The organism is Nordella sp. HKS 07, assembly GCF_011046735.1.
GTDB lineage: Bacteria > Pseudomonadota > Alphaproteobacteria > Rhizobiales > Aestuariivirgaceae > Taklimakanibacter.
The window spans coordinates 5137188-5158218 of the sequence record NZ_CP049258.1; the positions used below are offsets into that span (position 1 = coordinate 5137188).

General features: G+C 63.4%; 17 protein-coding genes and 1 pseudogene. 8 read left to right on the forward strand and 10 right to left on the reverse strand.

Annotation, left to right across the window (positions count from 1 at the left end; all coding sequences use genetic code 11):
• Positions 1 to 12 precede the first annotated feature (12 nt).
• From G5V57_RS24115 to G5V57_RS24125, 3 genes are all read right to left on the reverse strand, one after another.
• On the reverse strand, positions 13 to 2631 hold the full coding sequence (locus tag G5V57_RS24115; protein WP_165170143.1) for a DUF2235 domain-containing protein: 2619 nt from the start codon (positions 2629 to 2631) through the stop codon (positions 13 to 15).
• Between the two features lie 134 nt (positions 2632 to 2765).
• Positions 2766 to 5102 carry a glycosyl hydrolase 108 family protein gene (locus G5V57_RS24120; protein WP_165170145.1) on the reverse strand — a complete coding sequence of 779 codons (2337 nt, stop codon included), beginning with the start codon at positions 5100 to 5102 and terminating at the stop codon, positions 2766 to 2768.
• A gap of 305 nt (positions 5103 to 5407) precedes the next feature.
• On the reverse strand, positions 5408 to 7450 hold the full coding sequence (locus G5V57_RS24125) for a molybdopterin-dependent oxidoreductase (protein WP_165170147.1): 2043 nt from the start codon (positions 7448 to 7450) through the stop codon (positions 5408 to 5410).
• Positions 7451 to 7621: 171 nt separating this feature from the next.
• On the opposite strand from G5V57_RS24125, the gene G5V57_RS24130 reads away from it, so the two are divergent.
• Positions 7622 to 9442, forward strand: a complete 1821-nt coding sequence (locus G5V57_RS24130; protein WP_165170149.1) for a heavy metal translocating P-type ATPase — start codon at positions 7622 to 7624, stop codon at positions 9440 to 9442.
• 2 nt (positions 9443 to 9444) lie between these two features.
• On the opposite strand, the gene G5V57_RS24135 is transcribed toward G5V57_RS24130, so the two are convergent.
• Entirely contained in the window at positions 9445 to 10362 is a 918-nt protein-coding gene (locus G5V57_RS24135) for a hypothetical protein (protein ID WP_165170151.1), read from the reverse strand.
• A 177-nt stretch (positions 10363 to 10539) separates the two neighbouring features.
• The gene (locus tag G5V57_RS24140) at positions 10540 to 11322 is read right to left on the reverse strand and encodes a helix-turn-helix domain-containing protein (protein ID WP_165170153.1); all 783 of its coding nucleotides are present in this window, start codon (positions 11320 to 11322) and stop codon (positions 10540 to 10542) included.
• A gap of 86 nt (positions 11323 to 11408) precedes the next feature.
• Between G5V57_RS24140 and G5V57_RS24145 the strand changes: the two genes are divergently transcribed.
• Positions 11409 to 11831 carry a VOC family protein gene (locus G5V57_RS24145; protein ID WP_165170155.1) on the forward strand — a complete coding sequence of 141 codons (423 nt, stop codon included), beginning with the start codon at positions 11409 to 11411 and terminating at the stop codon, positions 11829 to 11831.
• On the opposite strand, the gene G5V57_RS24150 is transcribed toward G5V57_RS24145, so the two are convergent.
• Positions 11801 to 12136, reverse strand: coding sequence for a rhodanese-like domain-containing protein (locus tag G5V57_RS24150; RefSeq protein ID WP_165170157.1), 336 nt, complete (start codon positions 12134 to 12136; stop codon positions 11801 to 11803). The genes G5V57_RS24145 and G5V57_RS24150 overlap by 31 nt on opposite strands.
• A 114-nt stretch (positions 12137 to 12250) precedes the next feature.
• Between G5V57_RS24150 and G5V57_RS24155 the strand changes: the two genes are divergently transcribed.
• Positions 12251 to 13501 (forward strand): integrase family protein, encoded by a 1251-nt coding sequence (locus G5V57_RS24155; protein ID WP_165170159.1) that lies wholly within the window; start codon positions 12251 to 12253, stop codon positions 13499 to 13501.
• Between the two features lie 779 nt (positions 13502 to 14280).
• Here the strand turns inward: G5V57_RS24155 and G5V57_RS24160 are convergent.
• The 3 genes from G5V57_RS24160 to G5V57_RS24170 form a co-directional block, all read right to left on the reverse strand.
• On the reverse strand, positions 14281 to 14637 hold the full coding sequence (locus tag G5V57_RS24160; protein WP_165170161.1) for a hypothetical protein: 357 nt from the start codon (positions 14635 to 14637) through the stop codon (positions 14281 to 14283).
• Positions 14630 to 15325, reverse strand: a complete 696-nt coding sequence (locus G5V57_RS24165; RefSeq protein ID WP_165170163.1) for a hypothetical protein — start codon at positions 15323 to 15325, stop codon at positions 14630 to 14632. Before G5V57_RS24165 ends, G5V57_RS24160 begins: the two co-directional genes overlap by 8 nt.
• 275 nt (positions 15326 to 15600) lie before the next feature.
• The gene (locus G5V57_RS24170; protein WP_165170165.1) at positions 15601 to 16248 is read right to left on the reverse strand and encodes a recombinase family protein; all 648 of its coding nucleotides are present in this window, start codon (positions 16246 to 16248) and stop codon (positions 15601 to 15603) included.
• A 1273-nt stretch (positions 16249 to 17521) separates the two neighbouring features.
• Here G5V57_RS24170 and G5V57_RS24175 point away from each other — a divergent pair.
• The 5 genes and pseudogenes from G5V57_RS24175 to G5V57_RS24195 all read left to right on the forward strand — a co-directional run.
• Complete coding sequence (locus tag G5V57_RS24175; protein ID WP_165170167.1) at positions 17522 to 17953, forward strand: hypothetical protein; 432 nt, start codon at positions 17522 to 17524, stop codon at positions 17951 to 17953.
• Positions 17954 to 17977: 24 nt separating this feature from the next.
• The gene (locus G5V57_RS24180) at positions 17978 to 18217 is read left to right on the forward strand and encodes a hypothetical protein (protein WP_165170169.1); all 240 of its coding nucleotides are present in this window, start codon (positions 17978 to 17980) and stop codon (positions 18215 to 18217) included.
• A 148-nt stretch (positions 18218 to 18365) separates the two neighbouring features.
• Entirely contained in the window at positions 18366 to 18725 is a 360-nt protein-coding gene (locus G5V57_RS24185; RefSeq protein ID WP_165170171.1) for a hypothetical protein, read from the forward strand.
• 171 nt (positions 18726 to 18896) lie between these two features.
• The gene (locus G5V57_RS24190) at positions 18897 to 19841 is read left to right on the forward strand and encodes an MBL fold metallo-hydrolase (RefSeq protein WP_165170173.1); all 945 of its coding nucleotides are present in this window, start codon (positions 18897 to 18899) and stop codon (positions 19839 to 19841) included.
• A gap of 263 nt (positions 19842 to 20104) precedes the next feature.
• Positions 20105 to 20402, forward strand: a pseudogene (locus G5V57_RS24195) (IS5 family transposase); the annotation flags it as partial.
• 100 nt (positions 20403 to 20502) lie between these two features.
• Here the strand turns inward: G5V57_RS24195 and G5V57_RS24200 are convergent.
• Positions 20503 to 20955, reverse strand: coding sequence for a hypothetical protein (locus G5V57_RS24200; protein WP_165170175.1), 453 nt, complete (start codon positions 20953 to 20955; stop codon positions 20503 to 20505).
• Between the last annotated feature and the right edge of the window lie 76 nt (positions 20956 to 21031).

Below are 21031 nucleotides of genomic sequence, written 5' to 3' on the forward strand. Positions count from 1 at the left end.
CCGATGCTCTGGTTACGGAGAGTCTTCTGACAATGCCATTGGGGGATTAGTCCTGTTGCATCCTGTCGCGGGATCGATCTCGCAAACGGATGCAGTCGCCAGGCCGTGATTTTTCTTATAGCGATTGGCGTAGAGACCCGGGAATCCGATGACCGTGTCGTTGACGAAGAGGTAGAGCCGGCCGGACTTTCCGGCCGTCATGAGGGCGCGCAAGGTGTTGGATTGGCACGCGATCCTTTCCTTCGGCTCCTTGATCGGGGTCAGCGCATATTCGTCGCCGCCAAATCGCCCGACACGGGCGATCGGCCGGAAATAGGGCTCAGTCCACCAGCGCTTCGCGAGCGCGCCGAGGAAGTAGTGGGAGGATCTCCACCAGCCCAGGTCGCTGCTCACGCCGAGCACATCGGCACAATTTTCGGCATCGAGCCATGGATCACTCGCCGGGATCGTGATCGCGACCTCGTAAGTGACACCCTCGGCAAGGTCTATGCCAGTGTCCGTGCAGATGGACTGGGTCTTGAAATCCGCCGTCATGCCGGCCGCTGGCGGGCTGGGTGTCGGGCAGATCTGCCCCATTGAATCGGCGATCTCGAAGGCCGCCTTGTTGACGGCGAAGAAGATAAGGGCCGAGGCGAGCACGAGAAATAGAGCCGGAAGCCAGGTAACGCGCAGGGCATTGTAGAGGCTTATGGCCGCGGGATTGGTTCTGATGCGGCGCGCGAAGCGAAGCGCGGGCGGCGGCTGGTCGGCCGCCTCGACAGTCTCGGCGCGCGCGAGGCGGATCGCCCTGATCAGGCAGATGACGGCCAGGGCGAACAGGACGCAGGCTGCGACGACGGCGAAAGTCGTCCGCGGAGTCGAGATGACCAACGCGGCAAGCGAGGCGAGCAGGAAGACGATCGCGGCGATCGAGAAAAAGCGACGTTGCGCCCTCTTGCGGCTGGTCATGCTGTTGGAGCTGTCGGCCTTGCCGCCGCTGCTCCAGACGGCGCGAGCGCGATCGTGGATGCGGGTTCTGAGGAAGCCGCCGATCCACAGGCAGATGCCGATCGCAAGCGCCAGAACGATCGCGCCGGCGGGGCTGTTGATGATCGCCTGCACCCAGGGCGCCGCAAATCCCGGCAGCACGCCCTGGAGCAGCCCCGCCAGCGGCGCGATCAGGCCGTGGAGGGTATCTTCGATATTGACGGTCTTTTCGTTGACGAGATATCCGGCGATGAGGGGATAAAGCGCCGCCAGGACGAAAAGCGCCAGAGTCACATAATAAAGGGCGCGGCCCCACCACACAGTATCACGCATCAGCTCGACGCGTTCGGGCCGGTCCGCGCCTCTCATCGCAACGAGCCGATGTGCGGCATCGTAAAGGGACTGTTGCATTTCCTTGAGGTCGCGTGCACGGCCGGGAGGAGAGGGAAGCTTGTCGGGACGTGTCGGGGGCGGGGCCTCTGCCGGAACGTTGCCGAGTTGCTCAAGCGAGACGATCTCATCATAGGGCGTGAGCACGTCGATATTTTCGGGCAGCGCGATCGGGCCGTAGCTGTCGGAGCCCCTGGCCATGCGGATGATGGCGCTGGCATCGACGAGCGGGCGCGCCTGCATGAGCTCACGCGCATCGCGCGGATGATAGCGATAGAAGACACCCAACCCTGAGCGCGAGCCATAGCGCCGTCCGCTCTCGGAGGCTTCATCCCAATAATCCGCGACGATGTCAGACTTGAACCTCAATCCGCCTTCCGCGGCTTCGCCGATCATCCAGCATAGGGGCAGGTAGGCGAGGCGGTCGTCGGGGTAACCTCCCCCGACATTGGAATGTGCGCCGGTGAACCAGACTTGCCGCAATCGCGGCGGTGTCCCCGCTGACGAATCGAGGTCGCTGGGGCTGTCCGGATCCCAGCGGATGGGGAAAAACGTCCGGCGCTCGTCATCTACGCTGAAGGCTTGACGGGCGCGATCGACGGATGCCAGCAGTCGCTTGTCCTTGAACGACATCGGCCACACCCATCGGTCGACGGCGCGCGTGAGCTCATCGATCGGCAGGCCATAGGCCGCCACGGTGTCCCAGACCCCGAGGAACCGGATTCTGACATTTCCGGCGGCCCTCGGGTCGCCTGGTGTGGGTCTGACTTCCGCATAGGTCCGGCTTCCCGCCGCCGCGTTCCACCAGCGCACACAGGTGTCCCGCAGCTTCCGCAAGGCGCCGATCCATGGAAGGCCCGAGGGAAACGCCTTCTCGCGATAGGCGCGATAGGCGGCAAGCGCGTTGCGGTCGAGCTCTTCGGTTGAGCTGAATCCGACCAGACCCTCGCGATGGATGAGGCCGACAAGTACTCTTATGGTGAAGGCGCCGCGGCTGAAGCCGAAAGCATAGATCTGATCGCCCGGCTGGTAATTGAGACACAGAAATCTATAGAGCGCCAGAACGCGCCGTTTGACGCCAAAGCCCAGGGCGAGCCCGATGACCTGAAAAGGCTTGAAGCTCGATGTGCCGACACCGTCGCTGAACACCGCGATCTGGTCGGCGCCATTCAGATCGAGCGCTTCATAGAGGCGCCAGACATTGGTCTTGAAGGCCTTGGCCGCACTGTTTCCGGTGCCGTCTGCCAGGACGACGAGATTTCTTTCGCCAGCCATTTGCGAACCCCCCATCGGCGCCGCCGGAATCTCCGGATGCGCCCATCACCCTCTGCGGTTCTCCCGTATCCGCGCTCGCCCCGTCCGTTGCAGCCGCTCTGCTGGTTTCTCCACCGCGTGGGCTGCGCCGCGGCTCACTTCTGTTGCGCGGCGTATTTGTCCAGTTTGCCGAGGCCGCCCCAGGCCGACAGCGCGAGGAAGATCGGCAGAAGCACCGGGGCCGCCGAGGAAAGTATTGTGCCGAGGGCGCCAGGCAGGAGAGCGGCGAGTGGCGACAACGCTCCGGCGGCACCAGGCGACAGCAGCGAGCTCAGAAGCGCGCCGACGATGCCGATGAAGCTCTTGCGGCCATCGAGCATCTTTCCGATGGTCTCGCCCAAGGCGCCATTGACCGGCGTGAGACCGGGCTGGCCGGCGCCGCTTCCGAGAATTTGGCGTAGCAGCGCGGCAATGGCGTCAGCCTGATCCTGTGGCATGGCCGAGCCCGGGGGAGCCACGCCCGGCTGTGATGTCACCGCGGGTGGCGGCGTGACGCTGGGCTGTGTCGTGATGCCGGGCAGCGTTGCAGCGGGCCCCAATATCTTCATGAGTTCGGCGAGCAAGTCTTCCTTGGTGGTCACGGTAACCTCTCTTTCGTCGTCGAGTCTGGGCGTCGGCGTCACAGGTTGATCGCCGCCCGTTTCGGCGAGCCATTTCTCAGATTCCGTCCTTAGCTTGTTTACCCGTCGCAGAAAGCCCGTTTTGAAGTGGGCGAAATTCGGATGAGCACGAAGCTTGGCTTCGTAGAGGTCGATGAAGTCGCTGATGACATCCGGGATTGGGGCCTTGGTGACGGCGGCAAGCATAACGTCGTCGATCTTGTTGCCGCCCGTCAGCGACGCGCCGTTCTGGTTGAGAGACCGCAGCAGGAAGTCTGCCGCTCGTCCAGGGCCGGCATGCACGGCCACATTGTAGACCGGCAATGCCAGCGGGCCAGGCATGCCGCCGCATGCGCAGCTCGACCAGTATTCGCTGAAGTAGATGTCCTTGGCTTCCTCGTAAGACATGTTGCGCACATCTTGCGTGGTGACGGGCCGCTTGCGCCAGTTCGCCAGGGTGGTGTGTGTGATGCCGAAATTCGTCGCTCCGCCGGGGTCTCTCGGATCATCGACAAAGCCGCCTTCGAACTCTTTGATGAGGGCTTGCGCGCGCTCGAAATTGGCGCGCGAGCGTTCGGCAGCTGATTGGGCGGGAGGAGGTGGTGGAGCAACCACTGTCGTTGGATGTGGTGGTGGAGTAACCACTGTCGTTGGAGGTGGGGGTGGAGCAACCCCTATCGTCGGGTGTGGTGGTGCAACCACCGTCGTTGGATGTGGTGGTGGTGTAACCACCATCGTTGTGGTGAGAATGGGCTGAGCGCCGGACAAGCCGAGTATCAGGACACGGAGCCGTTGCAGCGTCGCCTCATCGAGATCGGTTTCATCTTCGGGCTCGGCGGTGCTGCCTGTCGGCGCCGGGGTCGGCTGACTGGGCTGCGGCGCGGGCTTGGCCTTGCTCAGGGTCGGTAAGGTAACCCCGAGCAGGGCGGCGGTATTGGCGCCGCACACACCATCGGCGACTGCCGGGCCGACAGACCTGGTCTGGAAGGCCATCAGTGCGCGCAGCGAGTCCCTGCCGAATTCGCCATCCGCTTCGCTCTGGAGAATACCTTTCCCGGCGAGCGCGGTCTGGACGTCCTTGACCGGCTGTCCCGACGAGCCGAAGCGGACGACCTGCGCCATATCCTTGGCATTCTCAGCCTTCTCGAGCAGAGCCAGTTCTTCAGCGGAGAACAGCAGATAGACAAAGCGATTCTGCTGCAGCGCATAGGCGTTCTCGACGAAGGTGCGCCAAGGACCGGTTTCCGGTTGATTGTCGCGCGCCGCCGAGCGCGGCAGGCCGCAGACGACCTGGCAGCCGGCGCTGCTATAGGCCCCGTCGAGGCTGTCGGTATAGGCCGAATGTAGATTGTCCCAGACGAAGTCGCCGGAATCGCTGCCAAGATCGAGCTTGTCGGAAAGATCGAAGGTAAGATTGTCGACCGTACGCCAGACCGGAAAGAAGGTCGCTTGCCGGAACGCGCGATGACCACCAGGCTTGGACGGCTTGTGGATGCCCTTCTCATACTCATAGCGGCCGAGCATGAGCATGTTCGTGCCGCTGCCGCCTTGTTCCTTCGCTCTGATGATGTTCGGTAGCGACGGGACCGTCGATCCCGGAAAGACCGCGATCTCACCGGTGTCGACCTTCCATTGGCCGAGCGTACAGTTCATGCGCCGGAAATCGACGGGAGTGAAGTTGCCGGCCCGGCTCGCGGCGAATGTCGTATCGATCGGAAGTTCGGGCTTCAGCCCGCGGATACCGAAGAAAACCATGCCCGTGGATGGGATAGGGTAGCAGTTTCGCCTTGAGCCACGGGTAAGAAGGTCGGCGGTGATCGTCAGATCAGCCATAGCGTCCTCTCATGCCCTCGCGGAATTATATGACAAATCAGCACAATCGGAACTGGAGCGGAAGTACCTTTAAGTGAAATCTTTATTTATGATTACTGGCCCGGGTTTCATGGCTAAAACTGTAGCCAACGGACGACAGCGAGGATGTGCGAAAAAGCACAAACGAAACCAATAATTTAAATGCGACGGTTCAAGCGCGCGAAGGCAGGCGCGATGAGCTAGCCCTCCATCAGCCCTATGCTTAAAATCACGAACTGACCACGAAAGTCCTTTGATCAGGCCGGCAGTCCTGCCATGCGCCCGCCTTAGGGGGCGCCGGGACGAAGCAAGCGAACTTCCGTACCGTGCACCGCGGTGCTCTGGGCCATGTCGCTTTTGGCTGCCGAAACCAGCACGTTGACATTGGCGTCTCCGGCCGAGGCGCCAGGCCAGCGGCCCTTGTGGACAATGCCCATGCCGGGCTGAGCCGCATCAGACAGTGTGACCGTGAGCGCAAGCTGGCCATTCTCATTGACGAGCAGGATGGGGTCGCCATCCGCGAAGCCACTTGCGGCCGCGTCATCCGGGTGAAGCATGATCGTGGGCGGACCGAGCCGGCGGCGGATGACCTTGTCATTGCCGTAACTCGAATTCATGAGCCAGAGCGAGGCCGGTGAGAGGATGCGGATGCTGCCTTGGGCAGGCGGCGGATCGGCATCGGGAAGCGGTGTGCGTGGCAGGCCCAGTTCCACAGCGCGCCCGCTGGCGAGCTCGATCTTTCCGGATGGCGTTGCGAAAGTGAAATCGGCAAACTGTACGCGCGGCTCGGGAAACAAGCTGACGGTGCCGGCCCTGGCGAGATCGGCAAAGCTGCCAGGATAGGGCGTCTGCGCGATGAGGCGTTCAATCAAAGCGTCATCGCTCTCGAAGAGTTCGGGCTCTTTGAAACCCATCGCCGCAGCCAGCCGGCGGAAGATCTCGGAATTAGGCAGCGCTTCGCCCGGGGGATCGATAGCTTTCACCTGCGCTGACAAGGTGAGATCGAAATAGGGAAGCACCAGGTCGTTGAATTCAAGAAAGCTCGCGGCCGGCAACACGATGTCGGCATAGGCCGTCGTGTCGGTGTGAAACAGATCGATGGCGACATGAAAGAGATCGTCGCGTTCGAGTGCGTGGCGCAGGCGGCGCTGTCCGGGAGAAGAGGCGGCTGGATTGTTGTTCCAGTTGATGAAGACAAGCGCCTGTTCCTTGTCATCCAGCGTAGCGGAGAGGTCCATATGACTGACCGAGCCGGTGCCGGCACGGGCGAGCGACGGCTCGGTGACCATCGCCATGTCGATGCCGCGCCCGTTGCTGCCGTTCATGTAGCAGAATCCGGCGCCCTTCTTGCCGAGATTGCCGGTAAAGGCGACGAGAGCGGAGACGGCCCGAAAGACATTGCCGCCCTGCGGCTGGCGCTGCGCGCCCTGACCGAGCCAGAGAAGTGAGGGGCCGTGCCCATAGGCCAAGGCGGCCTGCTCGATGAGATGACGCGCGACGCCGCACAACTCCTCCGCCCGCTCCGGCGACATCGATTGGATCGCCGGCACCAGCTCTTCCCAACCGATGGTATGGGCGGCGAGGAAGTCCTTATCCACAAGGCCTCTGGCGATGAGGACATGCAGCAGCGCGAAAGCAAGCGCCGCGTCGCTGCCCGGCCTGAGCTTCAGATGGATATCGGCGCCGCGGGCGGTATCGTGGCCGATCGGGTCGACGACGATGATTTTGGCGCCGTGGTCACGCGCCTCCTTGAGCCAGAACTTGTCCTGATGTGGCGCCGAATGGGATGGGTTCGCGCCCCAGATCAGGATGGCGCGGCTGTCCCTTGCGGTGCGCGGGTCGAAGCCGTCCAGCGAATTGCCGAAGACGAGCTCCAGCGCCATATGACCGGCCTTGTTGCAGACGGTGTCGGGATCGACTTCGGTGGCGCCGATGCGGTTGAAGAAGCGGTTGGGGAAGGCGCCACCCAGAAGCCCGACTGTGCCGGTATAATGCGTATGGAGGATGCCGCGTGCCCGGCCCTGGGTGACAACTGTTTTGAGCCGCGTCGCGATCTCTTCCAATGCGTCATGCCAGGAGATCGGTTCGAACTCACCTCGGCCTTTAGGTCCAATACGCTTCAGGGGAGTGGAAAGCCGAAGCGCCGGGTCGCGCCAGGAGCCATTATAGGCAATGGCGCATTTGCCGCAGAGGGCGCCACGCGTGATGTGGTGATCGGGATCGCCCAGGACATTGGCGATCATGCCGCTGCGTTTGTTCACGATGATGCCGCAGGCGTCATAGCAATCGCGGGGGCAGGTCGTCTTTATGCTCGAGGTGGCTGTGGTCATCAGAGATTCCGGCATGGCGTTTCACGACGATAGCACGGACGCGATGGCGATCTGCTGTCCACTTGCGCAGGCGTGTTCCAGGCCAGTTGAAGGGTGAGCGCCGCGTCCGGATGTGATAGGGGCTGGATCAAATGCTGAGTTGTGAGGGTCAGACGGTTGAATTCGCGCCTGATGACGAGTTTCTCGCCGAGATCGGTTCTGGTAGCGATCGCGGTTGCAGGCTTGGCCGGCGGTGTCTTCGCCTGGGCGATTGATGCCGGCTGGGCCCGATGGGCCTGGATGGCGGGGACCGTGCCGGTTCTCGCGGCCTTGATCTTCGAGATCATCACCAGCCTCAGACGCGGCGAAGTGGGACTTGATCTGGTGGCCGCTTTGTCCATGTCGGTGGCGCTCGCATTCGGCGAGGAACTGGCCGGCAATGTCGTGGCGCTGATGTATGCCGGCGGGCAGGTGCTCGAAAGCTATGCCGAGGGCCGCGCCCGCCGCGAGATGACCGCACTTCTGGGACGCGCCGCGCACAGCGCGATGCGCTACGTGGATGGCGCGCTCGAAGAGGTTCCGATCGGCCAGCTGGTGGTGGGCGATCTGATTTTGCTGCGCCACGGTGAGGTGGCTCCGGTCGACGGCGTCCTGGTATCGCCCGAAGGCCTGCTCGATCAGTCGGTGCTCACCGGCGAAAGCCTGCCCGTCGGCAAGCGGGCGGAGGATGAGATTCTCAGCGGTTCCACCAATGCCGGCGATCCCGTGCAGGTGAGAGCGACACGGCCGGCCGCTGAGAGCACCTATGCAAATATCGTGCGCCTGGTCGCCCAGGCGCAGGAAAGCAAAGCGCCGAGCGTGCGCATCGCCGATCGCTACGCGATCTGGTTTTTGGTGCTCACCCTCGTCATTGCCGGCCTCGCCTGGTGGCTGTCGGGAGATATGACCCGCATTCTTCCGGTCCTGGTCGTGGCCACCCCGTGTCCGCTGATCCTGGCGCTGCCGGTGGCGATAATCTCCGGCATGTCGCGCGCCGCCAAAGGCGGCGTCCTGGTCAAGAGCGGTGGCGCGATCGAGGCGCTGGCCAAGGTCAAGACCGCCATTCTTGACAAGACCGGCACGCTCACTTTCGGCCAGGCGCGGGTCAGCGAGATCCGTACCGCGGAAGGCTGGAGCCAGGACGAGATCTTGAGGCTCGCGGCCTCGCTCGATCAGGCGTCGAGCCATGTCATTGCCGAAGCGCTCGTTGCCGAGGCGAAGGGGCGCGGTCTCGCCTTGTCCATGCCGACGAATGTGAGCGAGACCGCCGGCACCGGTCTCGAAGGCAGGGTCGACGGAAAGCGTGTGGTCGTCGGCGGCAGCCGCTTCGTGCGTGACCGGAGCCGCGAAGGCGATCCTTACGCGCTGCGCAAGGGGATCGCGGAAGGCAGCGTGGTCGTGGCGGTAGCCGTGGCTGAGAAACTCGCGGGCATCATCATCCTCAAGGACGAGTTGCGCCCCGACGCGCCGGCGATGTTGGCGGCGCTGAGGCAGGCTGGGATTGACCGCATTGTGCTCGCCTCGGGTGACCGCCAGGACGTCGTGGATGCGGTTGCCGGCAAACTCGGCATCACGGATGCTTTCGGCGAATTGACGCCGTCCAACAAGGTGGACGTCGTTGCGCGCGAGAGTACAAGCGCCCCGACAATGATGGTGGGCGACGGCGTCAATGATGCGCCGGCCCTGGCGAGCGCCACGGTCGGTATCGCCATGGGCGCCAGGGGGTCGGCGGCGTCTTCGGAAAGCGCCGACGTCGTGCTGCTGGTTGACCGGATCGCCAGCCTGACCTTCGCGGTGACGGTCGCCCATCGCACCCGCCGCATCGCGCTGGAAAGCGTGCTCATTGGCCTTGGCCTGTCCATTGCCGCGATGATCGTCGCCGCCTTCGGCTATCTCCCGCCGGTGCAAGGCGCGCTATTCCAGGAAGCGATCGATATCGCCGTCATCGTCAATGCCCTGCGGGCCCTGCGCTGAATCTAGACCGCCAGGCGGGCCGGTATCGGCCGCTCGGGCATGGCGGCAAGAGCGTCCGCTGCGCAGGTGGCCAGCAGCTGGAACAGGCCGGCCTGCAGGTTCTCCATGTCCTCCGCAAGGTCCGGGCTGATTGTTACCGTCTCCGCCTTGTCGCCCCCGCGGGTGAGGAGGCCCGCTGTTTCGGCATCGCGCAGGAGCCGCAGCACATGGGTGCGCGAGACCTGGAACTGCTTGGCCAGCGCCGAGATCGAGATCGGCACCGGTTTCATCGGCACGGGGCGGTCATCCGCTTCCCCGGCGAGCATCAGGCTGTAGAGAATCAGCATGCCGACATCGCGCTCGGCGAAGAGACGTATTCCAGGTGCGCGATCGAGGAGGCGGCTGCCGGACACGAACCAGGTGCCCAGATTGTGGAACATCACCGTCTCGAAATCCGGATCACCGAGGGCGGCGATCGCCGGTTCTATGTCCGGCCTGATCAGTCGGATCGCTTCGAATTGCCGTTCCAGACGGGCCCGTGCGATTTCCATCAGTTTCTCGCTCGGCCGCAATTGCGTGACCCGACGGTCGCTTGGATGGGCAATGGCTTCGATATGGCCGGTCAGGCGCAGGAAGGCGAGGATCGCGCTGGCGCGGCCGGCGCTGCACAGACGGTTACTCGTGCAGAAGTTGCGAAACCGGCTGGATGTGAGGCCTGATTGTGTATCGTCGGCGCGCTGATCAAGAGAGAGATAGATCACCGAATGGCCGATGAGCGCCAGTGTCCGGTCGCTCAAGATCCAGCTCATTACACGGTTGCGGCGATGGAGCGCGATCAGGCTCTGTGCCGAAACCCGCATCGCCTCGGCAAAACTCGGATGGGCGCGCAGCGCCGTCAAAGCTTGCGAAGTGAGAATGAACTGTCCGGAGGCAATAGGCATGATGGCAAGGAGTCTAGCTGCAATTCCTGTCAATATAGTATACTTATCCGTTCGTCGGGCGGCGTGCCACAGCTGCAACGTAAGGATGAGAGTCTGAGGGCTGAATGGGGCGGGTACACGATCTGACTGGCAGCGACGCCCTGGCGGGATCGGCTGCGGCGGCCTGAGCTCAGCGCGTCACCGGCGCGCTTGCGATCGATTTCTGACGACCGGATATATGGAAGGTGTGCGCCCGGTGAGGCGACGGCTTTCACGCACCAGATGCGCCTGGTCGGCATAGCCGGCGTCCAGGGCGATGAGGGTCGTCGAAGTCGCCGGTGACGCGCGCCGCAGACGCAGGAAGCGCTGATAACGCAGGATACGGTCGAGGGTCTTCGGGCCGTAGCCGAAATTCTCCTCGAAGCGGCGTCTGAGGCTGCGCTCGCTCAGATGCAACGCGCGTCCGAGCCAGGCAACGAGCGCGGCGCCAGGTGGTGGACCTTGCGCGATCAAGGCGAACGCCGCGCGCATGACCGCATCGCCGCGCTCTTGCTCGGGGCGAAATTGGATGAGCACACGCTCGATATCCTCCACCCCGCCGATATGCTCGGCGAGGCGTCGCGCTTTGGCGCCCCATAGCTCCTCGAGGCCGATGCGCCGGCTCGTGATCTCGCAGACGGGCAGTCCCAGCCAGCCATGCGCTGCGCCGGGATGGAAGCGGAAGCCGACGACGTCCGTTCCAGCCGGGATGATTTCGGTCAGCGGCTCCTTGTCGGGACCGGCGATGCGCAAGGCGCCGCCGATCCACTGCAGATCGATGGTGCCGTCGGGTGTCACGACAATGGGCGGCGTGCCGGTTTTGGGCATGCGGTGCGTCCAGACACACGCGAACACATCGCTGAGAGCCGGCGCGACCGACCGCTCGTGGAACTCGCCCACTGCAGCGGCGGGCGCCGGGTCTCCTGGTTTGGGCAGGGTCATGGGCGCAGTGTAGCATTGGCCGGAATGTTCAAGAAATGTCCGGTGCTGCTCGGCCAGAATGGCGCGGCATCAGAGGAAATCGCATCATGAAACCCAGAATCAGCGTCCTATCGCTCGGGGTCGACAATCTCGAAACCGCGCTGCGCTTCTACAGAGACGGTCTCGGACTGCCGACTGAGGGCGTCATCGGGCAGGAATTCGAACATGGCGAAGTGGCCTTCTTCGATCTCGCGCATGGCTTCAAGCTCGCGCTTTTCGCCCGCCGCGACATCGCGCATGACGCAGGCATCAAGGAGACGCCGCGCAGTCCGACCGAATTCACCATTGGGCACAATGTGGCGAGCGAGAGCGAGGTCGATCAAGTGATGCGTCGGGCGATCGCTTCAGGCGCGCGCCTCGTCAAGCCGGCGCAGAAGACCTTCTGGGGCGGCTATGCCGGCTATTTCCAGGACCCCGACGATCATCTCTGGGAAATCGTCTACAATCCGGCACTCCTGCCGGAAGAGTGAACAGAGGAGACTGCAAGGCCCAGAGCCTGCCAGCCGGGAAGCCCGCTTTCGAAATGCCGGGCCTTGTAGCCTTTGGCACGCAAGGCCCGGACCGCTTCAGCGGAAAGAGCGCAATGGGGGCCGCGGCAATAGGCGATGATTTCCTGGTCATCGGGCAGTTCGATGAGCCGGCGTTCGAGCTCCGCGACAGGGATGTTGAGCGCGCCCGGCACATGACCCACGGCGTATTCCGCTTCCGGGCGCACGTCGAGCAAGGTTATGCTCGGGGTTCGACTTCCTTCGCTCGAGCCACTCTGACTTGACAAACGTGCCTAGTTACGTGGTTATATCGTGTACCGAGGTGGGCTGAGGTGGCTGGAGAGGTAGATCATCCTGCTGTCCAGGTGTAGTCCGGGGTGAATGGGAGGGTTACGATCCACATGGCGGCAAGGCCGTTGACGAGGGCGACAGTCGCGGCGTTCGTGAAGGGCGGCGTGCCTGCGGCCAAGGCGCAGCTGGTCCTGTGGGACGCCAGGCCGATCGGCTTCGGCCTCAAGCTGCGCGCCAGCGGCAGCGCCAGCTGGGTCTATGTGTTCAGGCCGAAAGGCGTCACCGGTGCTCCCCCGCGGACCATCACGATCGGCTCGTACCCGTCGCTCGCTCTCGATGATGCGCGTCGTGAGGCGCTTCGTCATGTTGCGACGGTTGCCGCCGGCGGCGATCCTGCCGCCGATCTGCGGGCGGCGCGCGCCAAGGTCAAATCACGGATCGCCAACGCCCTTGACGCCTACGCGGGCGATCTTGACCGGCGCGGCGTCGTCGGCCGGACCGGCGTCATGTCCGCCCTCCGGCGCGGTCTGGCGCCGATGCTCGATGCGGATCTCAGGGCTCTCGACCAGCCCATTCTGATCGCGCGGATCACGGCGATCGCCACTCAGCCCCAGCGCCGCAAGGACGGCACGCTCTACACGACGCCGGGCAGTGCCCGGGAATTTCGCAAGAATTGCCACGCCTTCCTGGCCTGGTGCACGGCAACGGGCCTGGTGAAGTATAACCCTCTCGCCGGTTATCGTATCGTCCGGCGTACCCGCGCCGAGCTGCTGTCCGGCGCCGGCCTGCGTGAGGGCAAGGCCCTCGACGACGCCGAGATCGCCAAGGTCTGGGGCGCCGCCGCCGGCCTCGGCGCCTTCGGCGCCCTGGTCCGGCTCGGCCTGCTCACCGGTTTGCGGCGCGCCGAGATGGCGACGCTCGAGTGGTCGGATATCGGCGCCGACATGATCACCATTCCGGCCGCGCGCTCGAAGATGGGCCGCGCCCATCACGTGCCGCTCACCGGTTTGATGCGGGAAATCCTCAGCAACCAGCCGCGCCGTCACGGCGCCGGGCTGGTGTTTCCGAGCCGGGTCAGCGGCGGCGTTTTGCATGGTTGGTCGAGATTGGTGTCGAGATTGGTCCGTGAATCGGGCGTGGCGATGCGGCTACACGATACGCGGCGCACGCTTCGGACCCTGATGTCGCGGCTTGGCGTCGACGAGGCGGTCGCCGAACTGTGCATCGGCCATGTGCGTAAGGGCTTGGTCGGCGTCTACAACCGCGATCTCATGTGGCCGGCCAGGGTGGCGGCCTTCGTCCGCGTCTCGGCGCATGTCGAGGGCCTGCTTGGTCTCGACGTCGCTCCGCCAGCTCCGTGAAGGCCTGTGCGGAGAGACGGGAGGGCTTTTCGCAGTGGCGGGGCTTCCCAAGGAGTGGCGCTGCCGATCGGGTACCAGGTGCCGCCTTGAAGGCCCGCGTCGCGGCTCTGGCGGCGGCGCGGCGGTGTGCTGTATCGGCGCGACGGCTCCCGCCTCGAGGTCATCCAGGTCATCGAGGTCATCCAGGTCATCGAGGTCAAGGAGCCAGCCCAAGTTTGTGAGATTCCAGGCGACGGCATAGTGCTCAACCCTCGGCTGGTCCCCTAGGTCTATCCCACCCCGAAGGACCACGCCTTCGCCTGGAACCGCCTATCGCGCCGATCGCATCTCCGGTGGGTTGGCGCTGAGCACCCCGGCGGGTGCATTTTCTTAGCTTTCGCGCTCCCCGGTCCAAACCGTCTCGGCGCGAGGGCGCTGGGCTGCCGAGAGGCGCCCGGAGTTGCTCCCGCCGGGCGATATTCTGAGAGTGGATCGGTCAGGCCCGGCTCAGCCAAAGCCCCCGAGTACGGCGCTCGCAGCCCGCGCCGCTCCAGTTTCCCGGCGGAGACCTCTCTGCCGGGCAAGCCTGCGGGGCTGGTCTGTTGGCTTCACGGTGCACGGTCCGGCCCCCAGGTCTTCTTCTCGCCCTTGTGAGGGTGGCGGTCGGGCTTTCGGCGGCGGAAGCGGCCGGCCTCCCAGGCCGGTGGGAGGCGATCGTCATGGCCAGGTTGCTGCTGTGGAGCACCTTGATCGCGTGGCTGGGCGGCCTGGTCCTGGCGGTGGCGGGTGGGGGGGACCCCTTACTCGGATACCCCGGAGCCCTGTTTTGCCGCTGGCGAGAAGACATCGCTTGCGGAAGGCATCTTCTGGTAGCGGACAAGCCTAAATTCTTTCCGGTTTTCCCTGATCGTCCAGTTTGCCATCCCCGCTATGTCGCCGCGCATTCGGGGATAGGGCCGTTCGCTGTCCCACATTTCCAGGGTGCCGGTAATGCCGCGCTCCAGCAGGACACGGCTGGCGTCATACATCGGCTGGATTGTAGCCGCGACAATCTCTTCGCCATCGGGGGCAGCGAGATACACGGCATACAGCGGCCCTTGGCGGCCTATCCTTTTAAACTCAATAAAAATCTTAGCGTCGATTTGGGGTTCAGCCATGCTCGGGCTCCTGATCGCTGGCGGTCGGAGTGGATGAGGCTGCCGGTGCGCTGGCGAGCTGGCGCGCTGGCGCGCTGGCGCTCTGGCCGGTGCCGGTTTGGCAGGGTGGGGCCAAATCCGTGCCCGGCGCGGCCGCGCCGCCCGTTTGAAAGCGCTGACGGCAGGGCTCAGCGGGGGAAACAGCCTTTTGGAAGCGATTGACGCCGCGCTGCGGATTATGCGGGTTGTGACCCATACGGAACGGCCAGGCGGGGCAGTCATAGACTGCGCAGCGGCGAACTTCCCAGGCGTTGAGGTTGTTTTCGCCGGTGCACGCCAGGCAAATCGTCTCGCGGATTGCCGTCAGCCGTTTTGGCAGGTCTTCCGGCTGCAGTCCCAGGAAGCTGTCGCCGCGCGCCTCCCCGGTCGCGACCCCATGGGCGACGCGCAATCTGAAAATGACGGCGCTGGTGCGGGCGCTGGGATGGCCGCTGGCCGTTAAAACGTCGAGCGGCAGGGTCATCGGGTCTTTGCCGATGAGCTTGCACTTGGCGTCGCGCTCGCACAGCCAGGCGCGCCATTCATGGTTCTCGGGCTGATAGCCGGCGTGGCGTTCTTCGCGCACGATCATGCGGCCGCGACAGGCGACAGGTTCAACGGTTTTCGGCGGCTCTTGTGTCGGGGCGGGCGCAGGAATTACCTTGGACATGGATTTCTGACCGTCTGATCCGGTTGGATTTCAAGAGCGCGCCCGATCGTTTCACCACGATCGGCGCGTTCGTCGTTTATGTCACATTTTGGTTGAGGAATCTGCAGCTAAGTTATTGATTTTAATAATGTTCATAGTTACAATTCAGACGCTTCGGTGCGCGGGATTTCCGGGTTTTTCGGCGCCAATTTCAGGCGCGGCGCAGCACCTTGGCCACGCCGGCATGGGGGGCTGGAATCCCTCGGCTAAGCCGATTGGCGATGATTTTGTGTCGCTTAGCTCTTCAGCCTGTTCTGCACGCGGATTACCGTCGCCGCGTGCCAAGCGCCACCTTTTGCGGTCGGGATGCCGCGGGCGTTGAGTTCGGCGGCGATATGGCGGGCTGACAGGCCCTCGAGTTCGGTCAGGACGGATCGGAGCCCTTTGGCGCGATCGTCGGCAGCCTTCATCGCCGCGACAGTCCCGGGGCGCAGGCCGCCGAGCTTCTTGCCTCCAGCCTTCAGCGCGGCGAGCGCGTCCTTGGTGCGTTGCGCGATCAGCCGCCGTTCCTTCTCGGCCAACGCCGCATAGATGTGGAGCATGAACGGGTCGACGTCGGCACCGAGTTCGGTGACGATGAACGGCACCCGATGCACCATCAGCCCTGAGATGAAATGCACGTCGCGCGCCAGCCGATCGAGCTTCGCCACGATGACGGGCGCCTTGTGCTTCTTGGCCAGCTTCATCGCGGCGGCCAGCTGCGGGCGCCGGTCGAGCGCATCGTGGCCGGCACCGGTTTCGATCTCGGTAAAGGTTTCGAGCAGCTGATACCCCTCGGCTTCGGCGAAGCGGATGATTGCCTCCTGCTGGGCTTCCAGCCCGATGCCAGGCCGGCCGCGCTTGTTGGGTTTGGAGAGACGGGCGTAGGCGATGGCGGTTTTCACGATTCGGGCCTCAATTTAGAGCATTGCTACGAGCGTAGTGTTGTTACACGGCTGGTGAAACAAGTCAACTGCGATGTTACAAATGGTTCGGTTTTGGCCGCCGAGCGGGGCGCGCGGGCAGGACTCGGTGCCCGGGGCAGTCGGGTCGCGCCGTTCTCGGCGCGTCAGGCCGAATCCGTGCGCCAGGCTGCCAGCGTCGCCAGGGTGGGCATAGGACCGACATCGCCGGCGCCGGGCTTTCGCGGGCGGATGCGCCGAAAGGTTCGTGATCTCGGTCAGGGGCAGGATGGTGCTCGAGAGGGGACTCGGGATGGGGCTCGAGACGGGGCTCGAGATGGGGGCCGCGAGCCGGCGACGTCGGGTATTCACGCGAAGCACATCGGCGCGCCGTTGGTTTCACACGCTGGTGAAAACGGCGCAGCACTTCGTCTGGGCGCACCGGAAGGGCGCACGGGTCGCGGTTATCCCGGGTGCTCGGTGCCTGGTGCGCGCGGCCGGTCGGCGTCGTCACCGTCACCGCTCAGATGAGTCAGCCGCGTCCGTCGCGCGGCCCGCGTCTCGTGTTCGGCGCCGGCCGTGGCGCGGCGCGTCCGCAACGCCGTGACGCTGTATAGGCTGGTTTTGCCCTGTATTTGCGGGGTGTTTGCGCCGTTTGTGACGCGGAGATGCAACACTGTTGCACCGAATGGCGATGTCGATTGTCAAGCGTTCGCGTTGTTTTATCGTCTCTGCATCTGTCTTGTTGCAGTAGTGAATAGTGCACGACGCTTGATGCTGTGGGCGACAGTCCACCCCCTGGGGGGTCACTTTTGCGGATATGAAAGGGGGGCATGCCTTGCTCCGCGTGCGTCCTCGTATCGGCATCGTGCCGGGGTTTGTGTGCCTCGTCGTCGATGTGGCGGTTGCATTTTAAAAACCGCATCCCACCCCTGGCCGCCCCTAAATTCCTAGGACAAAAATCCGCGCACCGTCGGTTCGGAAAATTGCATTTTTTAAGTGCCGCCACCTAAAAATTGCGGGTTTAAAGTACCGGCGCTGGCGAAAGGCGTGGGGTTCAGCTTCCCGGTCTGCTCGATGTTGCGTATTTGCGACAAAGGCGGCACCGCCGAAGGGGTTCGACGACTTGCCGCTGGATGAGCTATGGAAGCATAACGAGCGCTGTAACGAGGCATCCGCGTATGATATTCGGCATCGACTGGCGGCTTTTGCTGACTGTCTGGCTGCTCATCGCGGCCCTCAGCCCTGTGCTGAGTTTTATAGTGGGAGGACGATCATGACCCCTTTCGACAAGGACGTGCAGGACCAGCTGGTGACTGAGACGAGGCCTGAGCTGCCGTTCGATGAGAACGTGGCCGTAGTCGATCCACTTGAGCTTGCGCATAGGCAGTTGAAGGACGCCACCGAGCGCGAGAACCGGCTCAATGCCGAGATCGCTGCCTTGCGCCGCCTTGTCGGCGGCCACGAGGACAAGATGGCGCGTATGCGCCGGACGATCGCCGACTACCACGAACGCGAGCAGCAGATGGCCGGCACGATCAACCGCGACATCGGCCGCAGCCTCGTTGACGTCGATCGGGTGCTGCAGCGCCAGCCGCGCGTCTATCCGACCGGTCTTGGCGGCGTCGGCCACTGCGACTGCACTATGGACCGCGCCTCGCTGATCCAGCGGGTGGTGCGAACGCTGCGCGGCGGACCCGGCGACTGATGCCGAAACGCGAAAGGTCCGCGCATGGCCGATGACCCGGTTTCCCCCGAATACCTCGAGCGCCTGAACGAGCTGGCACGCTTCCTCGACAAGTCGCTCAACGGCGAGGTGCCTGGTAAGCAGCGTCAGATCGGCTTTGCGCTCCTGATATTCGAGTTCGATAAACCGGCGCGGGTGAACTACATCTCCAACGCCGACCGGGCGACAATGCTGGAAGCGCTGGCCGAATTTCTGGCGCGCCAGCCCAGGCCGGACCCCGAATGAGAAAGCGCTATCAGCCCGGCCAGCCCCCGCGCTAGCCAAGGCCGGGGTCGTGACTTGGCTTCTCTGGCGTCTGGCGCTGTGTGCCACGGCCTCTGGCAACCGGCATGGCCACCGGATCGGATAACGTTCGGCAGCCTGGGCCATCCAATTGATCGATCTGGCCGGCCGGCGCTTTGGCCCGGCTTCGCGTGGCGGGCGCACCAAATCGTGCGACTTCCTGGCGCGCGACTTGAACCTGGTCAACCGCCCCATGGTGCGCGGCGCCGGCGCGTCTGTTGCCTCCCCGGTGCCGCCAGTACCGGCGGCGGCAGAGGGTTTTAAACGGACGACGGGGCTTTGGCATCGATCGGTCTTCGCATCAACCACAGTCAGACCGGCACCGATCTCGCCGCGACGCTGGGCCAAGGCGCTGGGCGGGCCGGACATTACCGATGAGATCAACATCGCCAGGCTGCGCTCCGATCTCAAGACCGCCGAGATCGAGCGTGCCGCCCGCCGTCTACGCTAATTTATTTTTCTAATTAGGGCGCGTACTCATAAATTGAGCATGATTGGTGGTGCTTGTTCGATGTCCGCTACGCCCCGATAGCGGCCCAATTCCACAGCACTGTCGGTCGTTGAAACTTCGCGCGCAATATGACTATTATGGCTTCCGCGCATTCGAATTGGAGGGACGATCATGCTGGACTCAAAGCCGTTTATCGTCGTCGATCGCCGCAAGTTCCTGGCTGCCGCCGCTGGCTTCATCGCCGCTGGCCTGATGCCGAAAAGCGTCTTGGCGCTGGCCGGCCCCTACAGTTTCAAGCAGGGCACCGTCGATGTGACGGTGGTCAGCGACGGCCACCTTGTTCTGCCAATCGACGTTTTCGCGCCCGATGCACCGCCAGAAGCGCGGAAAGCCTTGTTCACCGCGGCCGGTGTTACCGGCAACGAGGTGCAGGCACCAACCAACGTGACCCTCATCAAGTCGGGCGCCGACCTCATCCTGTTCGATAACGGTTCAGGCACGGAGTTCCAGCCGACGGCCGGCAAGCTCATTGAAAATCTGAAGCTCGCCGGGATCGATCCGGGCGCGATCACCAAGGTTGTCTTCACCCATGCCCATCCCGACCACATCTGGGCAACCGTGGGTGCTGGCGGGGCGCTGAATTTCCCCAACGCCGCGTATTGTTGCGCTGCCGCCGAATGGGATTTCTGGATGGGCAAGGACATTCTCACCCAGATGCCCAAAGAGATGCACCCCTTCGTGCTCGGCGCCCAGAAGCATCTCAATGGCGTCAAGGATCGCGTCACGATGGTGAAGCCGGGAGACGACATCGTCTCCGGCATCCGCGTGCTCGAAACCTTCGGGCACACGCCGGGGCATGTTTCCTTCGAAGTGGCGGGCGACGGCGGGCTTATCATCGTCGCCGATGCGATCGGCTTACCCTTCATCTACTTCCCACACCCGGAGTGGCGCTTGGCCTTCGACGCGATCCACGATCTGGCCATTGCCAACCGCAAGAAGTTGCTGGACCGCGCCGCCACCGACAAGACGAAGCTCCTCGGTTTCCATTGGCCCTATCCGGGCGTCGGCCACGCCGAGAGGAAGGATAGCGCCTATCAATTCGTGGCGGCAATGTAGGGCGTCACCCGAGGCAGGTAGATGCGCGCCGCCGGCGCGCGGCAGCATCGGTTTCAGCCGGGATCTTTTATTTGGAGGAGCAGGGTTCCCTAGCAAACGATGTCGGTTCTGGGGTATTCGCGACACGGTCGAACCGGCAGCAAGTTCGGCCATGTCCGTTGTGCTGCCAAGAGCGGAAGTAAATTGGAGCGTTAGCGGCGCAGGACCATTGCGGGTTGGAGTGGTCGGGCGTGATTCAAGCTCTAAAACTGGAGCCTCGAATCATGCGCTACGAACTCAGCGATTTTGAGTATGTCGCTATCAAACCGATGCTACCAAACAAGCCGTGCGGCGTTCCGCGTGTAAACGACCGACGCATACTCAATGGCATCTTCTGGGTTCTGCATTCCGGTGCGCCGTGGCGCGACTTGCCCAAGAATTATGGGCCCATGCACGACATGCTACAATCGCTTCGTTCGTTGGCGTCGGGCTGGCATCTGGGATCAGATCATGGACGGACTAGCTGCGGCTCACAATGCCGCAGTGCAAATGATCGATACATCTGTTGTACGAGTCCATCAGGTTTCGAATCCACGCCAGACACTCACTATTTGACGCCAGCGTCCTTGCGTTCCCCCATGGTTTGAGGCGACAGCGCCGTGATGTTTGGCAGCCGGTCTTATTACGTTCTGGAACTTCGGCTACTGTCTGTCGCCAATTCTGTTCGGCATGCCTCTCCAAAATCATAAAGGAAGTTCATAGCCCCTGAGCGAGCCAGATTTTGAATCTCATGAAGCGAAAGATTAGGAGCCAGATATGTCTGGATGATCTCATCCATGGCTTTCTCGGCTGTATTCACGACCGGGCGGGACGCGACGAGGCGCATTTGAGCAACGAGTGCGTACAGCAGCACCAGGTCAGAGACATCATCCTTCTGATGGCTAAGCGCATCTCCGTAAAGCCGTGTGGCTTCAGTGATGAAGTCGCTGAAGAGCTTCTCTCGCTTGGCAAACTGGGCCTCACGACGCATTTCTTTCAACTGAGAATGCTGCGTCAGCCATGCGGTGGCGAACGAGGTCAAGCTGCCGATCGCCACTCCGGCCAGACCTATTAGAGCTGAGAAGTATGCGTCCACGGAATGTCCTTCCAGAACGAACTCAGTGCAGCGCGCTACAGCGGCAGATCATGCTGATGGGCCGGATCACCGAGGA